Origin of the sequence: Pseudomonas sp. LjRoot277, from assembly GCF_964253845.1 — a bacterium.
GTDB lineage: Bacteria > Pseudomonadota > Gammaproteobacteria > Pseudomonadales > Pseudomonadaceae > Aquipseudomonas.
Genome location: NZ_CAXURI020000001.1, coordinates 4,972,233 through 4,992,310 on the forward strand (window position 1 = coordinate 4,972,233; position 20,078 = coordinate 4,992,310).

The window sequence follows — 20,078 nt, forward strand, 5'->3', positions numbered from 1 at the left end:
ACAAATAAACCATTCTTGCCACCCGCCTTTTTCCATTATGGAACTGCTGTCCATAAACGCTTATTCCCTGACTCGGCAGACCTATATACCAAACGCGACCAACGGTATCTTAAGTGGTATTATGCCGCCCATTAGTTGACGTCAATTAATGGCAGAGTGACTCCAGACAGAGACCCGTCATCCACGATGACCGGTCTTCCCGCAGCGAACATCCATTGGCTCCATCCGCTATGTACGCCAGCCTCAAGTCGATCACCCTAAAGCCACTCTCCCGAAAAAACGCCCGCCTGGTCACGCTTGTGTTGTGTACCTGCTCGGCCCTTGGCTGCCTGCTGATTTATAGCCTGTCCACTCGCCTGCCGCTGAGTCTGCTGGTACTCAATTTCGCCGCATTGGCCTGCGTCTGGGTGCAGTATTGTCTTTCGCGCAAGTCGATAAAGTTTCAACCCCAGGAGTTGGCTGACCGGCTGTTGGAGGTTCAGGAAAACGAACGTCGCCGGCTCAGTCGGGAACTGCATGACGACATCGGCCAATTGCTGACCGCGGCAAAACTTCAAAGCGACTGGCTCAAACGCCGAATGCCCGAAGAACTTCAAGGCCAGTGTTCGGTACTCTGCGACACGCTGGAAGAAACCCTGGCCAAAGTGCGAGACGTATCGGCCATTCTCAATCCGAGGCAGCTGACCAGTCTCGGGCTGGAAGCCAGTCTGCGGGCGCATTTACTCAAGACGCTGGCCAACACGCCGGTGCACTGGAGCCTGGAATGCCATCAGCGTTTGGCCGGTATACCGGAGGAAATGACGCTGGCCGCCTTTCGAATCACCCAGGAAGCGGTGACCAATATATTGCGCCATGCCGAAGCGAAAAATCTGTTGGTCCGCCTGCAACGTCAACCTCAGGGCCTGACACTGTTGATCAGTGACGATGGCCTGGGATTCGCACCAGCGACCGATCCAGGTCGTGAGGGGCAACGTGGAATGGCGGGGATGTCGGAACGGATCAATCAGCTGGGAGGCACACTGAGCGTGACCAGCGAACCGGGCAAAGGTACTCAAATCGAAGCACTCTTCCCCTGGGCGCCTCGTGCGCTCGAACGGGCCAGTACGAATAAGGTTATGCGTTGACTTGTAACTTACTTCTGGTGGATGACCACTCGCTTATCAGAGCAGGCGTGCGCGCTCTGGTGCTGGATATTCCCGGCTACGCGGTAATCGGTGAGGCCAATGACGGCTCGCAGTTGCTCGAGATGGTCGAGCAACTGTCCCCCGACATCATCCTGCTGGATATTTCCATGAAGGAAACCAGTGGCCTTGACGCCTTGCAACGACTCAAGCGAGTACGCCCGCAGAGCAAGGTGCTGATCCTGTCGATGCACACTGATCCAGCACTCATCATGCAGGCACTGGAATCCGGTGCACATGGCTACCTGCTCAAGGACACAACGGCCACCGAGCTCGAACATGCCCTGGATGCCTTGCGTAACAACGAACGCTACCTGAGCCCGGCCATCGCCCACACCGTCATCAACCAGGCCCTGACCCGAACGCAGAAAAACCAGCCGGAACTTGCCGACTCGCACAACTTGACGGCGCGTCAGCTGGAAATCCTTCGGCTGATCGTTCGCGGAAAATCCACCCGGGAAATTGCCAATGGCCTGGGCCTCAGCATCAAGACCGTTGAAACCCACCGTTCGCAGATCATGAAGCGCTTGCAGATCTACGATGTGGCGGGCCTGGTGCTGTTCGCCGTTCGCGAGCAGATCATTAGCCTGGATGATTGATCGATTGCGATGAGCCCAGCAGCGGCGAGTTTTCAGGCAAATGCACGCGCAGTGCCGCTGGACGTGCCGAGAAACGCAAGTTGTCACCTTCCAGAGGTTCGCCATCGAGGTTGATGTAGAGGCCTTCCGAGACCTTGATTTCGACCCATGGCAACCGGACTCGCACAAACATGTTGTCGATGCCGAAGCCATCCGCCAGCAGGGTTTTCAAGGTGCCGACGACTTCCTGCGGCGCAGGCAGAATACTGATGTCCAGCAGACCGTCGTCAGCAAGCGCTTGTGGACACAACACATGCCCACCGCCGGCCTGTCGGCCATTGCCGATGCCCAATGCCAACAGCTCGCCACTCCACTGGAAATCAGGCCCCTGCAACTCGCCATAGGCTGCGTGCAACTCACTGAAGCGCGATAAACCGGTGAACAGGTAAGCCGCGCCCCCGAGGATTTTTTTCAAGTCCTCCGAGGTGTTTGCCGTGACCTGACTGCCAAAACCGCCCGTGGCCATATTCAGGAACACCTGCCCGTCGACCTCCCCCAGATCAATGGCGCTCGGCGCAGCGTCGAGAAGTTCCAGCGCCTGCGCGGGCTCCAGAGGAACGCCGGCGGCACGCGCAAAATCATTGGCGGTCCCCAAGGGCATCAGTACCAGACTGGCCTGTGTCGAATGCGCCGCCAAGGCTTCGGCAATATCACGCAAGGTACCGTCACCGCCACCGGCGATGATCTGCGTGTAGCCTGCCGCCAGCGCTTCATCTACCAGACGCTGTGCGTCACCCGCCTCCCAGGTTACTCGAACGGCCAGCTCCCAACCCTGTTTGCGCTTGTCCGCAACGGCCGAACGAACCGCCTCGTTGAGCGCTTGCTTGCCATGCAGAATCAACAGCGCCTTGCGTTCGCTCATTAGTGGTCACTCCCATGATTGAATCCGTATGGGAGATGTTGACCTCGTCGCACCGCACAAAAGTCGCAAGAATTTAAATTATTTGAAGTCGAGCCCTATAGCGTCCTACAAGGCGGAGTTTTTTCTTACAAGAAGTGAGGAATCGGCTCAATTGACCGACCCATGCGATTGGTACACCTTGGCGCCTGCGGTTATCAAACATCAGCAGGAACTACACAAGGACGTGCCATGCAAAGCCAAGAGATCAGGTCACCGGTCATTCCGGTCGTACCGTTCGCAGAAAAACTCGCCAATCATCAAGCTGAGTTCAAAAACAGCGCAAAGCCCATTGGAGAAGCTGCTATGGAATCTCGCGTCGTTGAATTGGAGACACACCTCAAATACATCCGACGAGACATGGATGAAGTCCGTAGTGACGTCAAATCCATAAAACACAGGCTTGCCTATTCGGCTATTGGAACAGCCGTCGTCATCGGGGTGCTGGCCTGGATCGCCAATAGCCGTTTCGACCAGCTCGTGACACTCCTGGCTCACCAAGGGTAAGCCATGAACGCAAAACCCGGTTCGATCAACCGGGTTTGCGTAGCAAGCCAGCGGCAGGAGTCAGCTCAGGACTTCGCTCAGCGGGATGAAGCTCACATAGTCACCTTCGATCAGCGTGCGATCCTCCAGCACCTCAACCAGACCATCAGCCCAGGCAGCGCTACGCAGTACACCAGAACTCTGATTCCTGTAGATAATCGCCCGGCCATTCTCCAGACGTCCGCGCAAGTACTCGCGTCGATTGCCTGCTTTTGGCCATGCAAACCCTGCAGGCACCTGAAACTTCAGGGGCTCAACCTCTTTTACACCCTGTCGGCGCAAGAGATAGGGCCTTGCCAACAAAGCAAAGGTCACCAGCGTTGAAGCCGGATTGCCAGGCAAACCAATCACAGGTACGCCGCGAAAATGCCCGAATGTCAGCGGTTTGCCGGGTTTGATGGCGAGTTTCCACAACGTCAACTCGCCCTCTTCACGCAAGGCAATGCCCAGAAAGTCAGCCTCTCCCACCGAGACACCACCGGTGGAAAGGATCAGATCGACATCTTTCAATTCACCCAGTTGAGTGCGGGTGGCCGCTAAATCATCCGGAAGAATTCCGGCATCGATCACCTCACAGCCCAGGCGCTGCAGCCAACTGCACAACAACACTCGATTGCTGTTGTAGATCTGCCCCGGCCCCAGAGCCTGACCCGGTTCAATCAGTTCATCCCCGGTGGACAGAACAGCAACGCGAACCTTGCGAATCACGTTCAGCTCTGCGCATCCCAGCGATGCAGCCAACCCCTGTTCGATCGGCCCGAGGCGCGTGCCGGCGGGCAGAATCAATTCACCGACAGTAGCTTCCTGGCCTTGAGGACGAATGTTTTGTCCCGGGGTCATGGTTTCGGTGAAACGTACTCGCTCATCCGCCTGAACCTCGGTGTTTTCCTGCATCTCGACGCAATCTGCACCGGCGGGCACTGGCGCACCGGTGAAGATTCGTGCACAGGTACCAGGCTTCAAGGGCTCCGGAGCCAGACCGGCAAAAATCTTCTGGCTGACCACCAATGGCTCTCCAGTCCAGTCGGCCACGCGCAAGGCATAGCCGTCCATGGCACTGTTGGGCCACGGTGGCAGATCAAGTGTCGAGACCAGGTCATCGGCCAGCACCCGACCCTGAACCTGCGCCAATGGCAAGCGTTCACGCTCACAAATCGGTGAAGCTTCGGCCATTGCCAGCAAGCGTGCCAGTGCCACCTCGACAGCCATCAGACTGCCAGTCTTGCCTGGCTTACCCGCGGGATTCACAGGGTGCCGCCTGTTTGAGATGAGCGACGAAATTGCACGGGCGGTGCCGCGAATCCAGTTGCTCGGCAAGAATGCCATCCCAACCGGTGCGTACGGCATTTGTCGAACCTGGCAGGCAGCAGACCAGCGTGCCATTAGCCAGGCCGGCCAAGGCACGGGACTGAACGGTAGAGGTGCCAATATCCGCCACCGATATCTGCCTGAACAGCTCACCAAAACCGTCGACCTGTTTGTCGAGCAGGCAACTTACCGCTTCCGGGGTGCTGTCGCGTCCCGTAAAACCGGTACCGCCAGTGATCAGCACCACCTGCACGACATCGTCGGCAATCCAGTTGGCGACTTGCGCGCGAATTTTGTAGAGATCATCTTTGAGTAGAACCCGGGCCGCCAGGTTATGCCCGGCAGCACTCAAACCGTCGACGAAGACCTGGCCGGAGGTATCGGTTTCCAGGGTACGGGTATCGCTGACCGTCAGCACCGCGATGTTGAGCGGTGCGAAAGGTACATCAGCCTTGGCTTTCATAGGCTCATCCAGTTGTAGGAGAAACAGCCCGGTGTTATATCACAGCGCCTCATTTTTTCGCCGCCCCCATGGAGACCTGCCATGACCTCGAATACACATTTGCCGCCCTGTTCCATTCTGCTCCTGGCAGGTGGTCGTGGCCAACGCATGGGCGGTCAGGACAAAGGGCTGCTGGAATGGCACGGCGAGCCATTGATTGCCCACTTGCACCGCAAGACCCGTTCACTGAGCGATGACCTGATCATCTCCTGCAACAGAAACCTGGAAAAGTACGCGCCCTACGCCGACCAGCTGGTTCATGACGATGAAGGCGACTTTCCTGGCCCCCTGGCCGGTATTCGCGCAGGCCTGAAGGCCGCCCGCCATACGCATCTGCTGGTACTGCCGTGTGACGTACCACGCATCGACGCCGCGCTGCTCAATAGCATGCGCGACGCCGCCAGCCAGCACCCGGACCAACCGCTGATGCTGCGCCATGGCGAACATTGGGAGCCTCTGCTGTGCATCATCCCCGTGGCACTCTCGGCCGATTTCGACAGTGCCTGGAACGACGGCGAACGCAGCCCGGGTCGCCTGATGCGCAAACTGGGCGCTACCGCCCTGCAATGCCCCGACAATGACCCACGCCTGGCCAACCTCAACACACCAGAACTATTAAGTGTCCACAACACTGTGTCAGACTGACAGGAGAAGGAACTTGCGCTCGCTGTACACGTCTCAAGCTCGGTAACCAAAAGAATTCATATTCGGAGACACACTCATGACTCAACGGCCCCTCGCCACTTTCATGCTCGCACTGGGTCTCGCTACCCTCGCCGGTTGCGCATCGCCTACAGTGATCACCTTGAATGACGGTCGAGAAATCCAGGCTGTCGACGCGCCAAAGTACGATAAGGATTCGGGTTTCTACGAATTCGAACAACTGGATGGCAAGCAGACCCGCATCAACAAGGATCAGGTTCGTACCGTTAAAGAGCTGTAATTTTTGCGGTAACAACCGGATATGGAAAAGCCCGCTTTATGCGGGCTTTTTCGTGGCTGAAGATCAACAGACTCGCTGAACTTCGTGATCACCACTGCAGGGTGATGGTGCTTTCGAATGCTCTTTCCTGGCCGGTGACCGGGTCCACAAACCGTAGCCCCTGAGCGAGCAGTTTCAAAGGATTGGCATAGTCATCCTCAACATCCTTGAGTACCTGCGGATAAAACGGGTCGTTGCAGATGCTGGCGCCCAAGGCTGTCATGTGCACCCGTAACTGATGCTTCTTGCCAGTCACCGGGTAAAGCGCATAACGCCAGAGATCACCGTTCTTCTCCCTGACTTCGACAGCCGTCTCGGTATTGCTGACGCCCGGACCTTCCTGCATGCGGAAAAAAGGCTCGCCATCAATGAGCCGGCTCTTATGGACCAATGGAAATGAGAGTTCGGGCAACGCTCGGGCAATTGCCTCGTAGCGCTTTTCGATTTGCCGCGTAGGAAACAACGACTGATAGGCAGAACGGCTCTGAGGGTTGGCGGAAAACAGCACCAGCCCCGCCGTATGCCGGTCAATGCGATGCAAAGGCACCAGATGCGGGTTATCGAGTCGACGGATCAGTCGTCGCAACAGGGTCTGCTCCACGTATTCACCCGCCGGAGTCACTGGCAGAAAATGCGGCTTGTCCGCCACGACCAGATGCTCATCCGCGTACAGAATCGACTCAACCACCGGGATCGGCTTTTCGTCCGGCACCTCACGGAAATAATGAATCCGCAAGCCTTCCTTGTAAGGCAGATCAAGGGCGATCGGCATTCCGTGACCGTCGAGGACACGACCGCGAGCGATTCTGTCCAGCCATTGTTCACGACCGATGGCGCTGAAGTGTTCGCACAGACAATCGAGTACGGTCTGCCACGGACCAGGCGGCAAGTAGAGCGTGCTGGCCTGGTTGTGTGCAGCAGAAAAAGTTGAAGTGGACATACGAAAGTTCTAACCCTCAATACAGGGCGGCATTATCCAACAGCGGCCGGAACGAACCTAGAAGAGAATCCTCATGCCGGTATCTGCGCGCGCGCTGCCGCTTCGGTGAACTCCTTGAGCCAGCGCAGCACATCGACTGCCTCCCAGCGACCAGGATCATAAAGCGCATACAACAAGCCCTGATAGCCCACGACATCCAGCTGCCGGTGATAACCCGCGCGCTGGAACAAGGCTTCGATTTCGGCGAAACAGGTATTGAAATGCAGTTTATTGAAGGGAGTTTTTCCTTCTGTCACCAAGCCATCCAGACGCAATTCGAGGACTGCCTCGCGCACCACGTCTGCCGACATCCGGTTCACGCTGTTCTTCAATTGTTCGACATTGACCACGATTCATCCCTCTTACGCCCGGACCGCCTGCCCAAACCCGAAAACCAGAGGTACAAGGCAGGCATCACGAATAACTGTATGCGCATACAGTATCCGATCAGTACCGGTAAAGCCAAGGGGATCCATCGCAAAGTTCGACAGCCGGAACAACGCCACCGCAGCAACCGCTTAACGCAGGAACGCCACTACCTGATCGGCACTGAACGGCCAGCCCAACTCAGCGCCAGTATCGACCCGCCGTAATATCGGAATACGCAGACTGTAAGCTTCGAACCATGTTTCGTCGTCCGCAATATCCACCAGTTCCACCAGCAGACCGCGCTCGACAAATTCCATCAGCATGGCTTCGGCGACTTCACAGAGATGACACCCAAGGGTGCCGAACAGCTGACATTCAGGAAGCATGAGCGCTCAACCGAAAAAATTAAGTCATCATTCTAGGCCCGCCCCGAAAAGCCGTCGAGCCATTGAATACTCTACCCTTGGGCCATAACCGCAATGGATCGCGGCAATACGCTGACGCACATCAGTCGCTTTCAATATCCTTTGCGCGATGCTCACAGACTATTTGCCTCTACGCTTGAATTGCCAGCGCCCACCACCGGAGTTTTTTGTGTTCGCTAACCTGTTGATCATCCTCGCCTCCTCCCTGGTGGTGATTGCACTGTTCCAGCGCCTGCGATTGCCACCGGTGCTGGGCTACTTGTGCGTGGGGCTGATCGTCGGGCCAACTGCATTCAACTGGGTGAATGAAAGCGAAGAACTGCCGGACCTCGCCGAGTTGGGCGTGGTGTTTCTGCTGTTCTCCCTTGGTCTGGAGTTCTCCCTGTCGAAAATGCTCGTGTTGCGCCGAGTGGTGTTCGGGCTTGGCAGTCTGCAGGTGCTGTGTTCCGGGATGCTGCTAGGTGGTTTGCTGATGCTGCTCGGCGTGTCGATCACGCCTGCGCTGTTACTCGGCGCCGGCCTGTCGCTGTCTTCCACGGCCATTGTCAGTAAAGAGCTGAGCAGTCTCGGCGAGATTTTCAGCAGTCACGGCCAGAATGCCATTGCCGTATTGCTGTTCCAGGACGTCGTGGCTGTGTTGCTGCTGACCCTGGTGCCCGTGTTCGCTGGCAGCAGCGATCAGGCCTGGTATTGGGCGCTGCCACTGACGCTGGGTAAAACCGTCGTATTGTTCGTCGGCCTGCTGCTGGCCAGTCGCTGGTTGCTGCCGCGGCTGTTCCATGAAGTGGCGGCTGCCCGTTCCCCGGAACTGTTCGTGCTACTGGCGCTGGTGATTGTTCTGCTGACGGCGTGGCTGACGCACCTGCTCGGTCTCTCCCCTGCCCTGGGTGCATTTCTCGCCGGCATGCTGCTGGGGGAAAGCCATTACCGGCATCAGATCGAGGCCGACATCCGTCCGTTCCGCGACATTCTGCTCGGGCTGTTCTTCGTCAGTATCGGCATGCTGATCGACTTGCAGTTGTTCGCCAGCCACGGCCTGCTTATTCTCGGCCTGACCCTGGGGTTGTTGCTGCTCAAGGGCAGCGTCGTTGCGCTGCTGGTCAAATGGCGTGGCAGCGATGGCGAAACCGCCTGGCGCAGCGGCCTGGCATTGGCCCAGGGCGGCGAGTTCTGCTTTGCACTGATGGCACAGATGCAGCAGAACAAATTGATGCCCGCTGATTTTGGCGGCCTGCTGCTGGCGGCGACCTTCTGTTCGATGCTCGTCACGCCGTTGTTGCTGCGCGCCGCCCCCCACATCGCCACACGCCTGCACCGCAAACCCAACGAAGAAGCAAAACTTGAAGAAATCAGCGCGCTCAATGCCGGGTTACACAACCATGTCGTTATATGTGGCTACGGTCGTGTAGGTCAGTCAATCGGACGCGCGCTACGCAACGCGCAGCAACCCTACATCGCACTGGATACTGATCCGGTGCGTGTCCAGGAAGCCGCCGTCGGTGAAACCTGCGTGCATTATGGCGACTCACGCCGCGGTGAACTGCTGGTCGCGATAGGGCTGGAGCGCGCCAGGCTGCTGGTGATCGCCGTGGATCAGAGTGACATCGCATTGCTGATCCTCAAGGAAGCGCGGCGACTCAACGCGACCGTGCCGATTCTGGTGCGCACGCGCGACGACAGCCAACTGGCCGAGTTGAAGGCAGCCGGCGCCAGCGAAGTCGTGCCCGAACTGCTGGAGTCGAGCCTGATGCTCGCCTCCCACGCGCTGATCATGCTGGGATTACCCGCGTATCAGGTACAGGAGCGGGCCGACCAGATTCGGCACGACCGCTATCGCCTGCTGCACGGTTTCTATCCAGGCGCTGACGACGAAGAGACCTAGTCCTGACTGACGGCGCCGATCTTGTGCACCGACAAGTCCGCGCCGTAATACTCTTCTTCCTGACTCAGGCGCAGACCATGGAACGCCTTGATCGCGCCATACACGGCAAAGCCACCGGCCAGCGCCACGACCACCCCCAGCGCGGTGCCGATCAACTGGCTGATCAGACTCACGCCGCCCAGCCCACCCAATGCGCTCTGGCCGAAGATGCCGCAGGCGATCCCGCCCCAGACGCCGCACAAACCATGCAACGGCCAAACGCCCAACACATCGTCGATGCGCCATTTGACTTGAGCCGCAGTGAAGCACCAGACAAACAATGCGCCGGCGATGACGCCCGTGATCAGCGCGCCCACCGGGTGCATCAGATCGGAACCGGCACAGATCGCCACCAGTCCGGCCAGCGGGCCGTTATGCAGAAAACCCGGGTCATTGCGCCCGACGATCAGCGCCGCCACGGTACCGCCGACCATGGCCATCAGCGAGTTCACCGCCACCAGTCCGCTGACACCTTGCAGGGTTTGCGCGCTCATCACGTTGAAACCGAACCAGCCAACGATCAGGATCCACGACCCCAACGCCAAAAAGGGAATGCTCGAGGGCGCGAACGCCACCAATCGCCCTTCGCGATAACGACCATTGCGCGGCCCGAGCAACAACACCGCCGCCAGAGCCAGCCAACCACCCATGGCGTGGACCACCACCGAGCCGGCGAAATCATGGAAGCTGGCGCCAAAGCGCTCCAGCAACCAGGCTTGCAAGCCAAAGTTGCCGTTCCAGATCATGCCCTCGAAGAACGGATAGATGAACGCCACGATCAGTGCCGTTGCGCACAACTGCGGAACGAAGCGGGCACGCTCGGCGATGCCGCCGGAAATGATCGCGGGTATCGCCGCAGCAAAGGTCAGCAGGAAGAAAAACTTCACCAGCCCATAGCCATGATCCGCATTGATCACAGCCGCCGGTTGCATGAAGGTCACCCCATAGGAAATCCAATAGCCTATAAAGAAGTAGGCCAGGGTCGAAATGGCGAAATCGCTGAGGATCTTCGACAAGGCGTTGACCTGGTTCTTTTGTCGAACCGTGCCGACTTCAAGAAAGGCGAAACCGGCGTGCATCGCCAGCACCATGACCGCGCCGATCAGAATGAACAACGTATTGGAGCTATGGACCAGACTGTCCACAGCGCTTTGCAGATTTTCCATGGGGTTGGCAGACCTGAAGGCTAAAAAAGCACCAAAGCAGTTCGCGCAGACAATTCATGCACCAAGTTGCGACTTGCCGGGATCAGCAGATTGATCCCGATGAGCCACTTTGGCGCACAAGGTTGGAACCTTTGCGCGAGTTTTCATTATTTGAGATAAGGTTTTGCTCGAATCCTGCCCAGCAACAGCGCAACGGCGCAGGCAGACGCACCACGACGTAGCAAAAGTTGTACCAGTCATTTGTACTGAACCTTCGCGCAAGGCTCATACTCGAACGTTTCAGAAGTCACTTACGGAGATCCACCCATGGCCAGCATCAAGGCAAAGACTGCTCAAGAAATCCTGATGAACGATTTTCAGACTCTGGTCAGCGACACCGAACGGTTGCTGGAACACACCGCAACGCTGGCCGGCGATCAGGCTGATGAACTGCGCGAGCAAATCCACGACAGTCTGCTGCGTGCGCGCGAAACCTTGAAACTGACCGAAGACTCCCTGCGCGAACGCAGCCAGGCCGCCGTTACCGCCACCGAAGACTATGTCCAGGCCAACCCATGGCAATCGGTCGGGATCGCGGCCGGCGTGGGTTTCCTGCTTGGCTTGCTGGCTACTCGGCGCTGATATGGCGATCGGCGAATCCGGCTCGTCCGCGACGGGCCCAAGCTCCTCACCGCGGCGCCTGGGTGCCGCTTTTCTTGGACTGCTGCATAGCCATGTCGAACTGTTCGGCATCGAATTGCAGGAGCAAAAAGCCCGCACGGTAAGCCTGTTGCTATTCGCAGGCCTGACGCTGGTTTTTGCCTTGCTGTTGCTGGTGGGGTTGTCGACGCTGGTGTTGATCCTGTTTTGGGACACCTATCGACTGGCGGCCATCATCGGGCTCTGTGTTTTCTACACCCTTGCGGCCATTTTCTGTGCGATGCGCTTGAGAGCGGCGATTTTCGATGAATCGTCGCCCTTCCACGGCACCCTGGAAGAGTTGGCCAACGATCGGGAGCGCCTGCTGCCATGAACCTGCCTGAACTGCCTCACAACAGCTCGCGCACCGAAATGCGTAAGGCGCTGATCCGCCTGCGCATGGAAATGCATCGTCAGGAAATCCGCCATGAATCCGCGCAACTGCTGCAACCCTTGCAGCGTGTGCGCGGGATGACGCAAAACCTGCAGGATGGCTTCGGCATCAAACACGCTCCACTCTGGGGCGTGGCCGCCGTCACCTTGCTGGGCTTTCTGACGGGCAAGGGCGCCAAGAGCGGTGGCGTCAGCAGCCTGACTCGACTGGTTCGTCTGGGCACCACGCTGGGGCCATTGATCAAGCTGGTCATGCAAGGCTCTTCGCGTAACCACTAAGGCCGTTATCTGGCTGCATTCTTGCAACATCGGGATTGAATCTCTTTATCGAGGGGTTCAATCCTGCGTGCCTACCCGGTGAACAGGTTTTATCCAATAACAAGACCTGACCAAGGAGGCCTCGTGATCGACGGGCAACCGCTCGCCTGTTTTCAACCCTTCATCGATACCGCCACCGGCCGTATCGCTGGCGTCGAGGCACTGGGAAGATTGCTCCAGGCCGACGGTCAAATGACCTCGGTGGGGCCACTGTTCGCCGACCCGCGAACGCCCGCCATCGCGCTGCGTCGTCTGGATCGCCAGATCCGCGATAACGCGCTGAGCCGTCTGCATGAAGCGCCCTCGGACTGGTTTCTGAGCCTGAACATATCGCCACGCTGGATCAACCGCTTGCGACAGGACCAGGCTCTACCGAGCCTCAAGCAATTGATCAGGCACAACGTCGATCCACAACGCATTGTCTTCGAGATCACCGAATTGGGGGGCGATATTCAGCGCCTGACCGACGTCGTGGCGCGCTACCGACAGGCCGGCGCGCGGATCGCCATCGATGATTTCGGTGCCGGATACTCTCAGCTTGATCGCGTACTCGCGCTGCAACCGGACATCCTCAAACTCGACATGCGCTTGTTCCAGGCCGCTGCGTTAGGTGGACCGAGCAGCGACGTGGTCAAGGCTCTGGCGCAAATGGCGGAGAAAACCGGTTGCTGGATCATCGCCGAAGGGGTGGAAACCGAGGCTCAACTGAGTTTTGCCCTGGAGTGCGGTTCGCGCTACGTTCAGGGTTTTCTGTTCGCCCGGGCACAAGCCGGTTTCTTTGCCTCGGACGCCTTTGTCGAGCGCTTCGCGCAACTGCGTCAGCGCTATGTCCAGCAGAAGCTGGACGAGCGCGGTCGCCTGATGATCATGCGCCAGCAACTCAGCGAGCTGATGACCATCCTGCAAGCATGGGCTCAGGCCCGCGCGCCGCTCAGCGCCTTGCCACAACTGGATGCATTTCCCTGGCTGCTGCGCTTCTACCAATGCGACCGCCACGGCACGCAGCTGACGCCCAACCTTGAGTGGCGCAACAACGGTTGGGAGGCCGACAATCGCTACCTGGGCCACAACTGGTCATGGCGTCCCTACTTCTATCATCTGCTTGCCGAAGGCTGGGATGAGCGAAGACTGACGCTCTCCAATACTTACCGCGATGCCACCAGCAACCAGTATTGCCTCACCGCAGGGCAATTTTTCGACAACGGCGAGCGACTGCTGCTCATCGATATCGACGCCGCCGGGCTGTAGTTCCGCTTGCAGGTCCGGACGCGAACCCGGAAGCTTAAGCAATCAAACACCTGACGGAGAGAACCCGCCTTGGATTGGCAAACCCTGCTTACCCGCGAACGCCTCGGAAAGCCTCTGCACAGCCCGGAAGAACTCGGCCGCAGCCCTTTTCACAAAGACCACGACCGGATCATTTTCTCGGGCGCGTTTCGCCGTCTCGGGCGTAAGACCCAGGTCCATCCGGTCACCAGCAACGATCATATCCACACGCGCCTGACCCACTCGCTGGAAGTCAGCTGCGTCGGCCGTTCGCTGGGCATGCGCGTCGGCGAAACCATCCGCAGCGCCCTGCCTGACTGGTGCGAGCCCAGCGACCTGGGCATGGTGGTGCAATCGGCTTGCCTGGCCCATGACATCGGCAATCCACCCTTCGGCCATTCCGGCGAAGACGCGATTCGCCACTGGTTCCAGCAAGCCGCCGGCCGTGGCTGGCTGGATGCAATGAGCGAAGTCGAACGCAATGACTTCCTCAATTTCGAAGGCAATGCCCAAGGCTTCCGGGTACTCACCCAGCTGGAATATCACCAGTTCGACGGCGGCACCCGGCTGACCTACGCCACGCTGGGTACTTATCTGAAGTACCCATGGACGGCAAAACACGCGGATTCTCTGGGCTACAAAAAACACAAGTTCGGCTGCTATCAGAGCGAATTGCCGCTTCTGGAACAAATCGCCCATAAACTCGGCCTGCCGCAACTCGAGGAACAGCGTTGGGCGCGCCATCCGCTGGTGTATCTGATGGAGGCTGCCGATGACATCTGCTACGCGCTGATCGATCTGGAAGACGGTCTGGAAATGGAGTTGCTGGAGTACGCCGAGGTCGAGTCCCTGTTGCTGGACCTTGTGGGTGACGATCTGCCGGAAACCTATCGCCAGCTCGGTCCACAGGATTCGCGCCGGCGCAAACTGGCGATCCTGCGAGGCAAAGCCATTGAACACCTGACCAACGCCGCAGCCCGGGCCTTTGTCGAGCAACAGGACGCGTTGCTGGCCGGCACGCTGCCCGGTGATCTGGTGGAGCACATGCACGGCCCTGCCAAGCGTTGCGTCCTGAATGCCAAGGACATGGCGCGGAAGAAAATCTTCCAGGACAAGCGCAAGACCCTGCATGAAATCGGCGCCTACACCACGCTGGAAATCCTGCTCAACGCCTTCTGCGGCGCGGCACTGGAACAGCATAACGGGCGAACGCCGTCCTTCAAGAGTCGCCGAGTCCTCGACCTGTTGGGTAACAATGCGCCCGATCCTCACGGCTCATTGCACGCCTCGTTTCTACGGATGATTGATTTCATCGCCGGCATGACCGACAGCTACGCAAGCGAAATGGCGCTGGAGATGACGGGTCGTTCGAGCCACTGATGAGACCTGGGTGATCAGCCATTACGCCGCCTGCAATGGTTGATTTGCCTCTCAAACCCCAAGTGCACTCAACGTTCACCGAATCCCCCTACAACATGCGCTGAGCTAACTGATCGATTATTCGGTTACCTCGCGAAATAATCTCGCTTCCTTCAGCTCGACAGAAGAAGCGTGAATAATCCTATGTTCAAAGACGATCTGCGCATCTTGCTGGTGGAGGATCACCCCTTCCAACTCCGGGCGACTCAATACCTGCTTGAAAGTTACGGTTTCACCCAACTGACCACCACCGACAGTGCCGATGGCGCCTTGCAACAAATGCTCAAGGCTGTACAACCATTTGATATTCTTTTGTGCGATCAATGTCTGCCCGACCTCTGCGGTCTTGATCTGGTCGAATTCGCCAGCCACCGGGGGATGATTAGACAGGCAATACTGTTAAGTAGCCTGACATCCGCTGAACTGGATAAACTTGAAAAAAAGGCCAACGAACACGGACTGCCATTATTGGGGTACTTGATCAAACCGCTGAAACAATCCGAATTTAGAAACTTGTTGACCTTGGCATCATTGTAAAAAATGGCACACCAAACACACTAAAAATTCAGGCAAAACACCACTCACAACTTATAATTAAATACTTCCAACCTCTCGACTAATCATCAACAATCTTCACCCTTCTTCATAAAAAACCTAGTTGATACGTAGTCCCATTCTTCTTCAGCTGTAGGATTGTTCCTATATTGCCGCTGCAGGTCCGTCAGCTCATGCGTCGCCTCAACTATCTGAGCTAAGGTGCGCGCTTTATTTGAGCTCGCATGGGATTTGATTATGAACTCCGTTTTTATTGTCGATGATCACCCGGTTATCCGCCTTGCCGTCAGAATGTTGCTTGAACATGAAGGTTACAAAGTCGTCGGCGAAACTGATAATGGGGTCGACGCCATGCAGATGGTTCGCGAATGCATGCCTGACCTGGTCATTCTCGACATCAGTATTCCCAAACTGGATGGGCTGGAAGTTCTCGCCCGTTTCAACGCAATGAGTACCCGCCTGAAAACATTGGTTTTAACAGCACAATGCCCGACACTTTTCGGTATTCGCTGCATGCAATCCGGCGCATCGGGATATGTGTGCAAACAGGAAGACCTGAGTGAACTGGTCAGTGCTATAAAAGCGGTATTGTCAGGTTACAACTACTTCCCAAGCCAGGCTTTGAATCCTGTTCGCGGTGATGACGCGCGTTTCGCCGACCTGGAACTGTTCAAATCAGTCAATGACCGGGAACTGATGGTATTGCAACTCTTTGCCCAAGGCCGCACCAACAAGGAAATAGCCAAAGGCATGTTCCTGAGCAACAAGACTGTTAGCACTTATAAAAAACGCCTCATGCAGAAACTCAAAGCCAAATCCCTGGTTGAACTCATCGATATGGCAAAACGTAACGCGTTAGTGTGAGAGACAGGATGCCCAGTCGTATAAAGGATTATCTGACACTCATGGCCGCAGGTTTATGCCTGACCGCCTCAGTGGCCGCTGCGCAGACCGTCAGCGAGAACTACACCCTGATGAGTCGCTCGATGGCCGGACACCAGGAAGTCCAACTGGATAAATCACAACGACAATGGATCGAGAATAAACGGGAACTGATCCTTGGCACTTCAGCCCCGGACTACCCCCCTTTCGACCTGACCCTCAGTGGTCACGACTACGAAGGTTTTACCGCCGATTACGCAGGTATCCTTGGCAAAACCACCGGTTTGCCAATCAAGGTTCTGCGCTTCTCATCCCGGGAGGACGCGATCAAAGCACTCGAAAACGGCGAGATCGATTTGCTGGGTACCGCCAATGGATTCGAAGCTCACAACGCTGACATCGTACTTTCCACCCCCTACGCCGTAGACCAGCCGGTTCTGGTGACACGCGAAGGTGAAACCAGATCCTTGACCAATGGCCTGACCGGTCTACGGCTGAGCATGGTGTATCACTATTTGCCACTGGAGGAGGTCAAGGCCATGTATCCGGGGGCGATCATCACGTCCTTTCCGTCCTACCAGAATGCGATCAATGCCGTTGCCTTCGACCAGGCTGACGTTTTTCTGGGTGACACCATTTCTACCCATTACATGATCAACAAGGGGTATCTGAACAACATCCGCATGGCCAACTTCGGCAAACACGAAGCCCACGGTTTCAGCTTTGCCGTGCACAAGGACAACCCGCAACTGCTCGGGATCATCAACGCAATGCTGATGGCCATCCCCACCAGCGAACGAGACAACATTGCCAAGCGCTGGAGTGCCGGCAGTGACATGCTGCTCACCGATCAAAAACTGCAGCTCACCCACAACGAAGAACGCTGGCTGGCGCAACACCCGGTAGTGCGTGTGGTGGTCAATGAGGCTTTTGCGCCGCTGACGTTTTTCGACAGTGATGGCAACTTTCGTGGGGTTACCGCGGACTTGCTCGAGCTGATCAGATTGCGCACCGGTTTGCGCTTCGACGTCCATCGCAGCCGCAGCGATGACGAGATGATCGAGCAGATCAGGGACCAAAAGGCCGACTTGATCGCCGCCCTGCTCCCCAGCGCCCAACGTGAAACGACGTTGAACTTCACCCGCCCCTACCTGCAAAACTCCTTTGTCCTGTTGACTCGCAAGGCCGCCGACAGCCCGACAAGCCTTTTGCAGTTGCGGGACAAACGCCTGGCAATCGCCCAAGGCAATCCCCTGGTGGATTACCTGCGCAGCGAGTTCCCGCGGATCAGGCTGATTGAAACCCCGGACACGTTCAGCGCCGTGGAGTTGCTGGCCGAGGGCAAGGCAGAAGGTGCGGTGAACTCACTGGTGATTGCCAACTACTTCATCTCATCGCAACTCTTCGAGCAAACCCTTCAAATCAGTACCACCATCGGTACCCGGCAGGCCGCGTTCTCCCTGGCCACAAGCCGGGAAGCCAAAGAGCTGAACGCCATCCTCAACAAGGCGCTGCTGAGTATTGCGCCGGAAGAACTGGGCATCATCAACAGCCGCTGGCGCGGCTATTCGGCGTCCTCGCAAAGTACCTGGCGCAACTATCACCGACTGTTCTACCAAATCGTTATCGGTGCCGGGGTGCTGCTGCTGATTTCCGTTGCCTGGAACGCTTACATGCGTCGCCAGATAAAGCAGCGTCAGGCGGCCGAGCGCGCGTTGAACGATCAATTCGAATTCATGCGATCACTGGTCAACGGGACGCCTCATCCCATCTACGTCCGAGATCGTCAGGGACTTCTGCAAAGCTGCAACGACAGTTACCTGGAAGCCTTCTGCGCAAAACGTGAAGACGTCATCGGCAAAGGCGTCATGCAAGCAAACATGAGCAATGCGTTCGAAGCCCGGGAATATCAGGCCGATTACCAGCGCGTCATGGCCGAGGGGATACCGTTGATTCTCGATCGCGCGTTGCACATCGGCGGCCGCAGACTGACGATTTACCACTGGATTCTTCCCTACCGTGATTCGAGCGGTGAAGTGCAAGGCATCATCGGCGGCTGGATCGACATCAGCGAACGGCGGCAACTGTTCGATGATCTGCGCTATGCCAAAGAGTGCGCCGATGAAGCCAACCGAGCCAAAACCACTTTTCTGGCGACCATGAGCCATGAGATCCGCACCCCGATGAATGCGGTCATCGGAATGCTCGAACTCACGCTGAAACGCATCGATCATGAGCACCCGGATCGCCCGGCCATCGATGTGGCGTACAACTCGGCGAAGGACCTGCTGGAGCTGATCGGGGACATTCTCGACATTGCCCGGATTGAATCCGGACGCTTGAGCATGAGCCCTGAACGGGTCAATCCAAGTGAAATCGTGGCCTCGGTGGTGCGGGTCTTCGATGGACTGGCGCGCCAGAAAAGCCTCCAGTTGCTGCTGGAATTCCGCCCTGCCAATCCGGGGTTTGATGTCCTGTTGGACCCGATGCGGTTCAAGCAGGTCTTGTCCAATCTGGTCAGCAATGCCATCAAGTTTACGGAGCAAGGCCAAGTCAGGATCATCGTCGACTTGCACTCGACCGCCGAGCCTGAGCGGGTCCGGATGCTGTTGCAGGTTCACGACAGCGGCATAGGGATCAACGAACAGGATCAGCGGCGGCTGTTCGAACCTTTCGCCCAGGCCGATCACTCCGGGCAGTCAGCCAGAGGCGGTGCGGGGCTTGGACTGGTAATCAGCCGCAGCCTGTGCGAAATGATGGGCGGCAGCCTGCAATTGAGCAGCCAGCCGGGTGTCGGTACTCAAGTCGAGGTGACGTTGCACCTGGCAACACTGCCACTCGAGCAGAAGCCAGAGACTGTTGAAGCGCAAATCCACACCACGACGCCCCCCTTGAATGTTTTGGTGGTCGACGATCACCCCGCCAATCGCTTGCTCATGTGTCAGCAACTGGAGTTTCTGGGCCACCGATTCAGCGTCGCACCGGATGGCCAGGCAGGATTTCAGGCATGGGAAGCCGAGCCGTTCGATCTGGTGATTGTCGATTGCAACATGCCGATCATGAACGGATACGAACTGGCCCGCGCCATTCGCCGACATGAACAAAAAACCCATCGCCCGCCCTGTACCGTCCTGGGTTTTACCGCCAACGCACAACCGGAAGAAATACAACGCTGCAAACAAGCCGGGATGGACGATTGCCTGTTCAAGCCCCTTACCCTGACAGCCTTGAGTCAGTGGGTTGAAGGTATCAGGCCAACCGTCCGCGATCCGGCGTTCAGCCTGCAAGGTCTGCGTCTTTTGACCGGCGCAGATCCGGTATTGGACCAGCGACTGTTAACCGAACTGTTGAACAGCAACCGTCTGGACCGACAAGAACTGCTGGCGCTGTCCCCCTCCAAAGAGCCTCAGCCATTTCTCGACGTCGCCCACAAAATCAAGGGCGCCGCCCGAATCGTCCAGGCGTCCCGGGTGATCGACAGCTGCGAGGCGCTGGAAAAGGCCTGCCATGAAGTATTTCATCACGACGAAGTTGCCGATTGCAGCAAGGCTATAGAGCGCGCCATGCTCGAATTGGAGCAAGCATTGCAGCAACAGATCGGCCAAAACGACAAAAGCAGAATGACAGAGCCTTAACTATGCTTGGACGCTGA

At 57.4% G+C, this 20,078-nt stretch carries 21 protein-coding genes; 14 read left to right on the forward strand and 7 right to left on the reverse strand.

Features of this window, described 5'->3' with window-relative positions:
- Positions 1-230 precede the first annotated feature (230 nt).
- Both ACSQ87_RS23305 and ACSQ87_RS23310 read left to right on the forward strand, forming a co-directional pair.
- Positions 231-1,124 carry a sensor histidine kinase gene (locus ACSQ87_RS23305; protein WP_150657244.1) on the forward strand — a complete coding sequence of 298 codons (894 nt, stop codon included), beginning with the start codon at positions 231-233 and terminating at the stop codon, positions 1,122-1,124.
- Positions 1,121-1,780 (forward strand): response regulator, encoded by a 660-nt coding sequence (locus ACSQ87_RS23310; protein ID WP_150656971.1) that lies wholly within the window; start codon positions 1,121-1,123, stop codon positions 1,778-1,780. The genes ACSQ87_RS23305 and ACSQ87_RS23310 overlap by 4 nt, the downstream gene beginning before the upstream one ends.
- Here ACSQ87_RS23310 and yegS read toward each other — a convergent pair.
- Entirely contained in the window at positions 1,764-2,681 is a 918-nt protein-coding gene (gene yegS, locus ACSQ87_RS23315) for a lipid kinase YegS (protein ID WP_223431712.1), read from the reverse strand. The genes ACSQ87_RS23310 and yegS overlap by 17 nt on opposite strands.
- A 228-nt stretch (positions 2,682-2,909) precedes the next feature.
- Between yegS and ACSQ87_RS23320 the strand changes: the two genes are divergently transcribed.
- Positions 2,910-3,224, forward strand: a complete 315-nt coding sequence (locus ACSQ87_RS23320) for a hypothetical protein (protein WP_223431711.1) — start codon at positions 2,910-2,912, stop codon at positions 3,222-3,224.
- 60 nt (positions 3,225-3,284) lie between these two features.
- On the opposite strand, the gene ACSQ87_RS23325 is transcribed toward ACSQ87_RS23320, so the two are convergent.
- The gene (locus tag ACSQ87_RS23325) at positions 3,285-4,511 is read right to left on the reverse strand and encodes a molybdopterin molybdotransferase MoeA (RefSeq protein WP_223431710.1); all 1,227 of its coding nucleotides are present in this window, start codon (positions 4,509-4,511) and stop codon (positions 3,285-3,287) included.
- On the reverse strand, positions 4,495-5,034 hold the full coding sequence (gene moaB, locus ACSQ87_RS23330) for a molybdenum cofactor biosynthesis protein B (protein WP_046049182.1): 540 nt from the start codon (positions 5,032-5,034) through the stop codon (positions 4,495-4,497). The genes ACSQ87_RS23325 and moaB overlap by 17 nt, the downstream gene beginning before the upstream one ends.
- 81 nt (positions 5,035-5,115) lie before the next feature.
- Between moaB and mobA the strand changes: the two genes are divergently transcribed.
- Positions 5,116-5,718 carry a molybdenum cofactor guanylyltransferase MobA gene (gene mobA, locus ACSQ87_RS23335; protein ID WP_223431709.1) on the forward strand — a complete coding sequence of 201 codons (603 nt, stop codon included), beginning with the start codon at positions 5,116-5,118 and terminating at the stop codon, positions 5,716-5,718.
- Positions 5,719-5,794: 76 nt separating this feature from the next.
- On the forward strand, positions 5,795-6,016 hold the full coding sequence (locus ACSQ87_RS23340; RefSeq protein ID WP_150656976.1) for a YgdI/YgdR family lipoprotein: 222 nt from the start codon (positions 5,795-5,797) through the stop codon (positions 6,014-6,016).
- An 88-nt stretch (positions 6,017-6,104) separates the two neighbouring features.
- On the opposite strand, the gene ACSQ87_RS23345 is transcribed toward ACSQ87_RS23340, so the two are convergent.
- The 3 genes from ACSQ87_RS23345 to ACSQ87_RS23355 form a co-directional block, all read right to left on the reverse strand.
- Positions 6,105-6,995 carry a pseudouridine synthase gene (locus ACSQ87_RS23345; protein ID WP_223431708.1) on the reverse strand — a complete coding sequence of 297 codons (891 nt, stop codon included), beginning with the start codon at positions 6,993-6,995 and terminating at the stop codon, positions 6,105-6,107.
- A 71-nt stretch (positions 6,996-7,066) separates the two neighbouring features.
- Positions 7,067-7,384, reverse strand: coding sequence for a hypothetical protein (locus ACSQ87_RS23350; RefSeq protein WP_046049178.1), 318 nt, complete (start codon positions 7,382-7,384; stop codon positions 7,067-7,069).
- A gap of 168 nt (positions 7,385-7,552) precedes the next feature.
- A complete protein-coding gene (locus tag ACSQ87_RS23355; protein ID WP_046049177.1) occupies positions 7,553-7,789 on the reverse strand; it encodes a glutaredoxin family protein in 237 nt (78 codons plus the stop codon).
- A gap of 208 nt (positions 7,790-7,997) precedes the next feature.
- Here ACSQ87_RS23355 and ACSQ87_RS23360 point away from each other — a divergent pair, with 208 nt between their 5' ends.
- Positions 7,998-9,710, forward strand: a complete 1,713-nt coding sequence (locus ACSQ87_RS23360) for a cation:proton antiporter (protein ID WP_223431707.1) — start codon at positions 7,998-8,000, stop codon at positions 9,708-9,710.
- On the opposite strand, the gene ACSQ87_RS23365 is transcribed toward ACSQ87_RS23360, so the two are convergent.
- Entirely contained in the window at positions 9,707-10,915 is a 1,209-nt protein-coding gene (locus tag ACSQ87_RS23365; protein WP_056742431.1) for an ammonium transporter, read from the reverse strand. The two genes, ACSQ87_RS23360 and ACSQ87_RS23365, sit on opposite strands and share 4 nt — an antisense overlap.
- A 306-nt stretch (positions 10,916-11,221) precedes the next feature.
- Between ACSQ87_RS23365 and ACSQ87_RS23370 the strand changes: the two genes are divergently transcribed.
- The 8 genes from ACSQ87_RS23370 to ACSQ87_RS23405 all read left to right on the forward strand — a co-directional run bounded on the left by ACSQ87_RS23370 (position 11,222) and on the right by ACSQ87_RS23405 (position 20,061).
- A complete protein-coding gene (locus ACSQ87_RS23370) occupies positions 11,222-11,536 on the forward strand; it encodes a DUF883 family protein (protein ID WP_150656980.1) in 315 nt (104 codons plus the stop codon).
- Position 11,537: 1 nt separating this feature from the next.
- A complete protein-coding gene (locus ACSQ87_RS23375) occupies positions 11,538-11,927 on the forward strand; it encodes a phage holin family protein (RefSeq protein WP_223431706.1) in 390 nt (129 codons plus the stop codon).
- The gene (locus tag ACSQ87_RS23380; protein WP_150656981.1) at positions 11,924-12,265 is read left to right on the forward strand and encodes a hypothetical protein; all 342 of its coding nucleotides are present in this window, start codon (positions 11,924-11,926) and stop codon (positions 12,263-12,265) included. Before ACSQ87_RS23375 ends, ACSQ87_RS23380 begins: the two co-directional genes overlap by 4 nt.
- A 123-nt stretch (positions 12,266-12,388) precedes the next feature.
- Positions 12,389-13,552, forward strand: coding sequence for an EAL domain-containing protein (locus ACSQ87_RS23385; RefSeq protein WP_223431705.1), 1,164 nt, complete (start codon positions 12,389-12,391; stop codon positions 13,550-13,552).
- A 69-nt stretch (positions 13,553-13,621) separates the two neighbouring features.
- Positions 13,622-14,950: a deoxyguanosinetriphosphate triphosphohydrolase gene (locus ACSQ87_RS23390; RefSeq protein ID WP_150656983.1), complete on the forward strand. Its 1,329-nt coding sequence runs from the start codon at positions 13,622-13,624 to the stop codon at positions 14,948-14,950.
- Positions 14,951-15,133: 183 nt separating this feature from the next.
- Positions 15,134-15,526 (forward strand): response regulator, encoded by a 393-nt coding sequence (locus ACSQ87_RS23395; protein WP_223431704.1) that lies wholly within the window; start codon positions 15,134-15,136, stop codon positions 15,524-15,526.
- Positions 15,527-15,781: 255 nt separating this feature from the next.
- The gene (locus ACSQ87_RS23400) at positions 15,782-16,408 is read left to right on the forward strand and encodes a response regulator transcription factor (protein ID WP_150656985.1); all 627 of its coding nucleotides are present in this window, start codon (positions 15,782-15,784) and stop codon (positions 16,406-16,408) included.
- An 8-nt stretch (positions 16,409-16,416) separates the two neighbouring features.
- Positions 16,417-20,061 (forward strand): transporter substrate-binding domain-containing protein, encoded by a 3,645-nt coding sequence (locus ACSQ87_RS23405; RefSeq protein WP_436274483.1) that lies wholly within the window; start codon positions 16,417-16,419, stop codon positions 20,059-20,061.
- The last annotated feature ends 17 nt before the right edge of the window (positions 20,062-20,078 follow it).